Consider the following 8,181-nt stretch of genomic DNA (forward strand, 5'->3'; position numbering starts at 1 on the left):
TAAAAAAATACTGAACCTTTTTGATATAGGTTCAGTATTCTTTTTTATTTGATAACAATCTTACAAAATACAGCTATTATTTAGTCAATACCTCATCAAGTGCTTTCTCAAAGCGCTCTACAGCACCATCGATATCGGTCAATTTATCCAAACCAAATAGACCTAAACGGAAGGTTTTGAAGTTATCAGGCTCACCGACTTGTAGTGGTACACCAGCAGCAATTTGTAGCCCAGCTTCAGCAAAAGCACTGCCTTTATGCATGTCATCACGGTCAGTATAAGCAACCACCACACCTGGGGCTTCAAACCCTTTTGCGGCAACACTTTCAATCCCTTTACCTGCCAGCACCTTACGAATGCGATTGCCAAGCTCCCATTGCGCATCACGCAATGTATCAAAACCGATCGCTTTTGCTTCCAATATCGTATCGCGGAATTGACGTAAGCTATCGGTTGGCATCGTCGCATGATAGGCATGACCGCCATTTTCATACGCGCGCATGATGGTCAGCCACTGCTTTAAATCAAGACTAAAGCAGTTAGACTCCGTGGTTTCTACTTTTTTAATGGCAGCGTCGCTGAGCATGACAAGACCTGCGCATGGCGTACTACTCCAGCCTTTTTGCGGCGCACTGATAAGGACGTCAATGCCCAAATCTTTCATATCGAGCCATACGCAACCTGAGGCGATACAATCAATCACCAATAAACCGCCAACGCTATGGACAGCTTCACTTAACGCTTTGATATAATCCTCTGACAAGATAATGCCAGATGAGGTTTCAACGTGCGGCGCATAAACAACAGCAGGTTTGTCTGCTTTAATTTTGGCAACGGCTGTTTCGATAGCGACGGGCGCAAATGGCTTTGGCGCTTCCGTGTCTTCTGTACGCTCAGCCGTTAATACCGTAGATGACTTAGCAAATCTGCCTTTTTCTAAAATTTGCGTCCAGCGATAGCTAAACCAACCATTACGGATGATAAGACAATCTTCATCAATAGTCAGCTGACGGGCGACGGCTTCCATACCATAGGTACCAGAACCTGGAATAATAACCGCTGCTTCAGCGTTATAAACGGTCTTTAAATTGCTTAGCAAATCATGCATCACCTCTTGAAAGGCTTTTGACATATGATTAAGAGCGCGGTCGGTATAAACCACTGAATATTCTAATAAGCCGTTTGGATCAATATCTTGACGTAATGCAGTCATGTGACGCTCCTGTCTGTTGTAATATTTTTTAAGTATGAGTAATAACAAAATCTAGATACTGTCTTAGTCAGTCTAAAGCCAATCTGGCTCAGCTAGTATTTGATCAAAAAATTTGACCAACATAGCATGATAGCCAGATACGCTTATAGCTAGCATACGCTAAGTACGAATATCGAGTAATAATTGAGAATTTGACGCAGGGTGGACGATGTAGCACTTTATCCTAGCGCTATTGCCGTTGACGGTGGTATCTTGTACGTCGTTGATGTCATCAGATGTTAAGTGAAACTGCATAGGACAAACGCACCATCATCGTTGCTACGCAGTGGTAGGCTGATCACAGTGGTTATTAAAAATGATTGATTGGATAGACAAAATTTAAATAGTATCAAGACGCTGGTGCTGTAACGAATACCGCTCGAGTATCCTAAAAACGTTCCCTATTTATCAATCAAGCATCATCACTTAATATCGTCATAACAGCTTGATATTAGCACTGATAATGCAGGTTGACAATGCTATGTTTACGTTAAAACCGTACTCATACACGTTCTTATTTTTGCTAATAAAGACAGGTGTCAGTGCTGTCGATGGGCATCTTGTAGACCTGATACTACAAAATCAAGCAATTCATTGTCCCCTTCGCGTGCCGCTTTACGCATGAGTTTGGAGGGCGCATGGGTCAAGCTTTGTGTTAAGCGCCGCGTCAGCTCAATCATAATATCTTCAGGGCTAGCATTATCGCGTTGCAGCTCTGCGATAGAGGCTTGCAACAGTTTGTTGACCTGCTCATGAGTACGCATGCGATATTGCTGGATATCCTTACCTACTTGGCGTACTTGAAAGCGCCGATCCATCTCAACCACCAATTGACTGACGAGCAGCTCAGCATCTACAGCAGCTTGTCGACGTTGTTCGATATTACCGGCTATCACATGCTGCAAATCGTCGACGGAATACAGATACACATCATCTATCCGGCTAACGGTTGAATCAATATCACGCGGTACCGCCAAATCAATCATCAATATCGGCTGATAGCGACGGCTTTTTAGTGCCCGCAGCGTCATGGTTTTATCAATCAATATGTCCATGCTACCACTACAGCTGCTCACGATATCAGCTTCTGCCAAGACTTGTGGCAGCTCTTGCAGCGTTCTGACTTCGATCTGGCGATTGGGGCTTCGTAGCTCAGCAGCTAACGCCTCTGCGCGCTCAGGATTGCGATTACAGATAATAATGCGCCCAACCCCAAGCCCTGCGATATGCGTCGCCACCAATCGATTCATCTCGCCAGCCGCTACCACCAATAGCGTACGGTTTGGCAAATCATCAAATATTTGCGTCACAAGCTTAGCAGCAGCATAGCTAAGGGATACCGCTTGTGCGCCAACTTGAGTCTCATTACGTACTCGCTTTGCCGCGGCAAATACCTGATCGACAATCCAGCCGAGCTGGTTGCTCAGCGCTTTTTGATCTTGCGCCAAATGTACAGCGCGTTTGATTTGTCCCAGTATTTGCGGCTCACCCAAGATCATAGAATCAAGCCCTGCAGCTACTCGTAGCCAATGGGTCAAAGCATGCGTATCACGGTGGACATACAAGTAAGGGTCAATCTCGGTCAGTGACAGCTGCTTAAAATCTGCAAGCCAAGCTTTAATTTTTAGGATATGAGCGCTGATGATGGCCGATGGAAGATTGGTGCTATTGTTAACCGCATTACTGGCATCTATAGCTGCTGAAGCTGGCTTTGAGGATAGTAGGTTTTCTGGGACCAATACATAAATCTCTGTCCGGTTACATGTGGAGACTATCACGCTACCGTCGCTAAAGCTTTGTAGCTGCGCAAGTGCGATATTGATCTCGTCACCAACAAGCGCCAAGCGCTCTCGTAGAGCGACTGGTGCAGTTTTGTGATTGACCCCAATGACCACTAATCTCATTATTGACAGACCATAAATATAATATTCACTCGCCAACCAAACCCCTGTAGCGGTTTTTTAAAATTAAAACCCTGTTTTTCAAAGACAACTTTTGACAAGAAATCTTTGAAAAACAGCCTTGAGAAAGGTAACTTTAAAAATAAAAGAAAAGTAGAAGAATAAAAAGCGCTTATTATATCATTATTGATAGCTTTATTTAACACTCACCTCTATAAGCGAGCACTTTGTCTGTATCTGGGCGCCATGCCTACAAATCAACAGTGTTTACCAGCTTTATATTCTATGCTCTGCATATAGGTTTACTTAAAACTAACAACACTAAGCGTCATTTCGGGCTTTACTAGGATAAATTCACCCTATTACGGATGCTTGAGTAACACGGCTGCTATTGTGTATCCTTTCATGCTGCTCTTATAATGTTTGACATCGTTATTGGTCTCAGACCTCTGTTTTTAAAACGATTATAATAAATCCACTCTTTTATGCTGCAACGCCTTTGGTGGGCATAGAAATAAAGTTAAAGTAGAAACAAAGTCAAAATAGGTAGATATTGTACGCTATGGTCTTTTTTGGGTCGTCATTTAGACGACAACCTATGCATAACGCTCACTTTAGCCTTAGCGCTCTTTTGCACGACCTCATTGAGCGGCTATGCCAACGTTATAAGCTAGCATTTTCGTTGGCGGTTTGCCTGTGCCTAGGATTTCCTGCCCATGCCAGCCATATAGACAGCGTTTCAAATACAGCTTTGCCCAAAATCTCCTCTACCAGCTCTAGTAATGCCATCGTTAATACAAGCAATGATACCTCTCATAAAGTCATGAATGGTTATATACCCGCGACTGAAACCACAGCTGGTAACCAACCGATCACTGATGCCTCGATAAGCAGCGGCACTCCTTCATCTGACTTTAATAAAACAAGCAATGAATCTAGCAATAAGGCAAGCAATGAACCCAGCTTATATGCTTTGTTAGATGCAGAGTTTTCTGCAAATCGTAATAACACCGAGCGCGCGCTAGTTATCTATAAACAGCAATCCTTTAAACAAGATGCGACAGCGGTTTTTGAGCGCGCATTAAGCTTATCGCTGCGTAATGACAAGGTTGAAGAATCCTTACAATTTGCCAAAGCATGGCAAGATAAAAATCCAGACCATGTGCCCGCTTGGTTTTATGTCGCTCATTTGGCACTGCGGGCGCACGATTATGATTTGGCGGGCGAAACTCTAAACCGTATCTTAAGCTATGATCCGCGCGCTGACCTTAGCGAAATTTTAATCGGTATTTACCCAAACAGCGATGAGGATAAACGCGAGCTACTCGCCGCTCTGCAACCTATCGACAGTACGCAAAACGCCTCGCTGTCAGTCTTAAAAGCCGGTTTGTTATATCAATTTAATGAACCTGAGATTGCCATCGTCCATATCAACCGCGCCCTTGATCGCCAGCCAGATTATGTGCCTTTTATAACCTTAAAAGCAGATATTTTGCGCAAAATCGAAACGTCAGAAGCAGTCATTGGCTATCTTAATCAAGCACGCTTGCGTAATGCTGACAGTAAAAATCTATACTTGTATGAAATACGCTATTTACTTGATCTAAAGCAAAACGAGCAAGCATGGCAGCTCTTGCTAAACGCTCATCAGCGCTTTGCTGATGATGCTGAGATTACTTTGTTAGCGGCGCTGGTTAGCTTAGATATCGAAAAATATACCAGTGCCGATCAGTTGCTGAATACGCTTGCCAAAAATCCCGCTTATCTAGATCAGTCTTACTATTATCTGGGCATCAGTGCTGAGCGTCAGCAAAACTTTGAGCAAGCCAAATACTATCTTAACGCGGTCATGCAAGAGGATTTGGTCTTGGAAGCGCGGCGAAAAGTGGTGGCATTAGATTTACTCAATAACGATGTCGATGCCGCTATTGCAACGCTGGAAAAGCTGCGTAAAGACTTTAGCGTCTTCGCCCCTGATAGCTTTGTGCTACAAGCTGATATCTTATGGCAGCAGAATGAATCAGCAGAGGCCTTACGACTATTGACTAAAGCTGCTCGTAAATATCCTGATAATGAAATGCTACTTTTTGCACGCGTCCAGCTCCTTGATGATAACGAGGACTATATCGTCAAGCGTACCTTGCTCAATCATCTGCAAGCACTTGACCCCAGCAATCCTGCTTATCAGCTAAGTTACGCCCAATTATTACTTGCCAATGAGCGTGGTTCTGAGCAAGGACTGGCATTGGCGACGGCGATCATACAGATCCGCTACGATGACCCGCGCTATGACAATGAGCTGCATCTACAAGCCCTCAATGTACTGGCAAGTAATGCGCTGGCAAACGAGAATTATCAGCAAGTGATCGACTATCTACAAACGCCTTATGATGTGCTCCCGACCTTACGCTCGGGGACGCTGCTACTGCGCGCTTATCAGGGCTTGGGTGACAATGCAAAAGTTGAGACATTGCTTGCCGACTTGCAGCAGCGTTTCTCATTTGGGCAACAAAATATCAATGACCGTATACAATTATATTAGGACGTAAAATGATGCTTCTCATAAAACGGTACTTCTCATAAAATGGCACTTCTCATAAAATGATACTGCTAAAGTCTCAACTACAACGCCCTATCATTACAAGTCACTTATAAGAAGCGAACAGTCACGCATAACTGAGTAACAAATAAAACTTAAGCTAAGCTACTTTCAAAATAATAACTTTTTTGAAACTATAATTTTGCAAATTTGTCCATTTTTGAGGAAGCCTCATGTCTACCCTATTATCTTCTTATAAACCCAATAAATTAGCCCTACTTACTGCAATGACAGCAGCAGTGATGATCACCTCTGGCTGTCAGTCTATGAAGCCCAACGCCACAAACCAGCCTAGCACCACTATTCCAAGTCAAGGCGCTGAACAACCTAAGAAACTCGAGAGCTTTAATATTACCGGTAAGATTGGTGTTACAACGGCTGCGAGTGATAGCACAGGGGCTCAAGGCGGCAGTGCGTTTTATGCATGGCGTCAACAGAATGATCGCTTCGCCATTGAGCTCATTGGGGCGTTAGGTATTGGCAAAACCAATATCGAATACAATGGTCAGTCTGCGACCTTGGTGAGCGAAAAGACAGGGACATTGAATGCCGCTGACCCTGAAACCTTGCTTAAGAAAGCCACTGGCTGGCAAGCGCCTATCTCGCAGATGCCATATTGGATATCGGGTCGCCCAGCGCCTTCAGACAGCGCACCGCAGCTCGATGCCCAAAACCGTCTGGTGAGCTCGGTCAATGGCGAATGGCGTGCAAGTTTCAGCTATAAAGGTAATGATAAGTTACCAAATAAGATCAGCGCCGTTCAATCGCAAGGTAACAAAGTTGTCATGACCATCAATCATCAAAAATAATAGCGCCAAGTGCGCCAGTTAGATTTGAGCGATACTATCAACAGCCATTTTCATAAATGGCTGTTAACGTTTTAAAACTGCACCCAGGAATTGTGATCATCATTTATGACTAAGAACGCCAATCATTCAGCTGTCATCACGCGCTTATCACCGGCAAAGATCAATCTATTTTTGCATATCACTGGTAAGCGTGCTGACGGTTATCATAATTTGCAAACCATTTTTCGTCTGCTTAATTGGGGCGATTATCTGCATTTCTCAGTCACAGATGAAGTCGTGATTTTTACGGCAAATAGTGAACGAGAGGCGAATAAGCTCTGTCATCAACTTCTAATATTGGCTGGCGCAGAGACTATAACGACCAATTTAGAAGATAATTTAATCTTTAAAGCGGCTAGCGCCCTATTGGTAGCTGCTATAGAAACCAACAAGCTACCTACATCACTGTCACCCGTACAAGTAACATTAGATAAGCACTTGCCAATGGGCGCAGGCTTAGGCGGCGGTTCATCCAATGCCGCAACGACATTGATGGTGCTTAATGAGATTTGGCAGCTTAAATTTTCCCGTGATAAGCTGATAAAAATCGCTGCTACTATTGGCGCGGATGTGCCTATCTTTATCTTTGGGCAAGATGCGATTGCGACAGGCATAGGTGAAGAACTGACGGCCATTGATTTGCCTGATCAGCAGTATTTAGTATTGACCCCAAACGCGCATGTGAATACGGCTAAGCTGTTCGCGCATCCAAAGCTACAACGAGATAGTGCCCCGCTGTCGATTAAGAGTATCAAAAACCAGTCTGACGACTATGTGCAACATTTAAACACGCCTTATCAAAATGTTTTTACGCCAGTGGTTACGAGCCTTGCTCCTGCTGTCGATGAGGCATTAGCTTATTTACAGGGTTTAGAAAAACAAGCCTTGGGCACAGCAAGAATGACTGGCTCAGGTAGCGCGGTATTTTTGCCATTGGATTCAAGTATGATTGATGATAAAGCGCTTTTGGCAAAGTGGATTAAAGAGGCGCCTTGTCCTGCTTATGTAGTTGCTAATTTAACGGATGAATAAAATAACTATAAAGACAACGTGAAGCGTTTTATTAAACCAACATCCGTTTTATTTTGGACCTATTTAGAATAAAAGCCATAAAAAGGCGCAAATAGCTTGCAAAATCCAAATATTTATTTATAATAGGTCGCCACAATAGGGGTATAGCCAAGTTGGTAAGGCATCAGGTTTTGATCCTGACATCCGTTGGTTCGAGTCCAGCTACCCCTGCCATTTTTAAGCGCAAAGCGTTTGATAGGTCGTTATTATAAGCAGTTTTTAAATAAACGCTTATTTTATTGACATTGACAACGTTATCCCAGTTTCGGTATAGTTCGCAATGAACACCGTTAGGGAAAAGTTATGTTGTAGACGGTTTATCCGTTTATAAAATAACGAACAGGTCGTGACGCTATTCTAAGCGTAATTTTATTAAAAGTTGCTATTAGATATCGACGTACACAGCCTAGACATTACAGGGGTATAGCCAAGTTGGTAAGGCATCAGGTTTTGATCCTGACATCCGTTGGTTCGAGTCCAGCTACCCCTGCCATTTTTTACTGTAATAGT

At 43.5% G+C, this 8,181-nt stretch carries 6 protein-coding genes and 2 tRNA genes; 5 read left to right on the forward strand and 3 right to left on the reverse strand.

What is annotated here, in order from left to right; all coding sequences use genetic code 11:
• Positions 1-76: 76 nt before the first annotated feature.
• The 3 genes from ABYU67_RS09850 to hemA all read right to left on the reverse strand — a co-directional run bounded on the left by ABYU67_RS09850 (position 77) and on the right by hemA (position 3,156).
• Positions 77-1,213: an aminotransferase class V-fold PLP-dependent enzyme gene (locus tag ABYU67_RS09850; RefSeq protein WP_372844828.1), complete on the reverse strand. Its 1,137-nt coding sequence runs from the start codon at positions 1,211-1,213 to the stop codon at positions 77-79.
• Between the two features lie 159 nt (positions 1,214-1,372).
• Entirely contained in the window at positions 1,373-1,507 is a 135-nt protein-coding gene (locus ABYU67_RS09855) for a hypothetical protein (protein WP_372844829.1), read from the reverse strand.
• 284 nt (positions 1,508-1,791) lie between these two features.
• Positions 1,792-3,156 carry a glutamyl-tRNA reductase gene (gene hemA, locus ABYU67_RS09860; protein WP_372844830.1) on the reverse strand — a complete coding sequence of 455 codons (1,365 nt, stop codon included), beginning with the start codon at positions 3,154-3,156 and terminating at the stop codon, positions 1,792-1,794.
• A gap of 595 nt (positions 3,157-3,751) precedes the next feature.
• Here hemA and ABYU67_RS09865 point away from each other — a divergent pair.
• From ABYU67_RS09865 to ABYU67_RS09885, 5 genes are all read left to right on the forward strand, one after another.
• Complete coding sequence (locus ABYU67_RS09865) at positions 3,752-5,695, forward strand: tetratricopeptide repeat protein (protein ID WP_372844831.1); 1,944 nt, start codon at positions 3,752-3,754, stop codon at positions 5,693-5,695.
• A gap of 230 nt (positions 5,696-5,925) precedes the next feature.
• Positions 5,926-6,561 (forward strand): lipoprotein insertase outer membrane protein LolB, encoded by a 636-nt coding sequence (gene lolB / locus ABYU67_RS09870; protein ID WP_372844832.1) that lies wholly within the window; start codon positions 5,926-5,928, stop codon positions 6,559-6,561.
• 105 nt (positions 6,562-6,666) lie between these two features.
• Positions 6,667-7,632 (forward strand): 4-(cytidine 5'-diphospho)-2-C-methyl-D-erythritol kinase, encoded by a 966-nt coding sequence (ispE, locus tag ABYU67_RS09875; protein ID WP_372844833.1) that lies wholly within the window; start codon positions 6,667-6,669, stop codon positions 7,630-7,632.
• A gap of 137 nt (positions 7,633-7,769) precedes the next feature.
• Positions 7,770-7,845 (forward strand) — tRNA-Gln (locus tag ABYU67_RS09880).
• A gap of 243 nt (positions 7,846-8,088) precedes the next feature.
• Positions 8,089-8,164 (forward strand) — tRNA-Gln (locus tag ABYU67_RS09885).
• The last annotated feature ends 17 nt before the right edge of the window (positions 8,165-8,181 follow it).

This window comes from Psychrobacter sp. (genome assembly GCF_041554015.1).
Classification (GTDB): Bacteria; Pseudomonadota; Gammaproteobacteria; order Pseudomonadales; family Moraxellaceae; genus Psychrobacter.

Coding starts and splice junctions, on each gene's coding strand:
- ABYU67_RS09855 (WP_372844829.1), bottom strand. CDS start 1,507: ATGCAGTTTCACTTAACATCTGATGACATCAACGACGTACAAGATACC.
- hemA (WP_372844830.1), bottom strand. CDS start 3,156: ATGAGATTAGTGGTCATTGGGGTCAATCACAAAACTGCACCAGTCGCT.
- ispE (WP_372844833.1), top strand. CDS start 6,667: ATGACTAAGAACGCCAATCATTCAGCTGTCATCACGCGCTTATCACCG.
- ABYU67_RS09865 (WP_372844831.1), top strand. CDS start 3,752: ATGCATAACGCTCACTTTAGCCTTAGCGCTCTTTTGCACGACCTCATT.
- lolB (WP_372844832.1), top strand. CDS start 5,926: ATGTCTACCCTATTATCTTCTTATAAACCCAATAAATTAGCCCTACTT.
- ABYU67_RS09850 (WP_372844828.1), bottom strand. CDS start 1,213: ATGACTGCATTACGTCAAGATATTGATCCAAACGGCTTATTAGAATAT.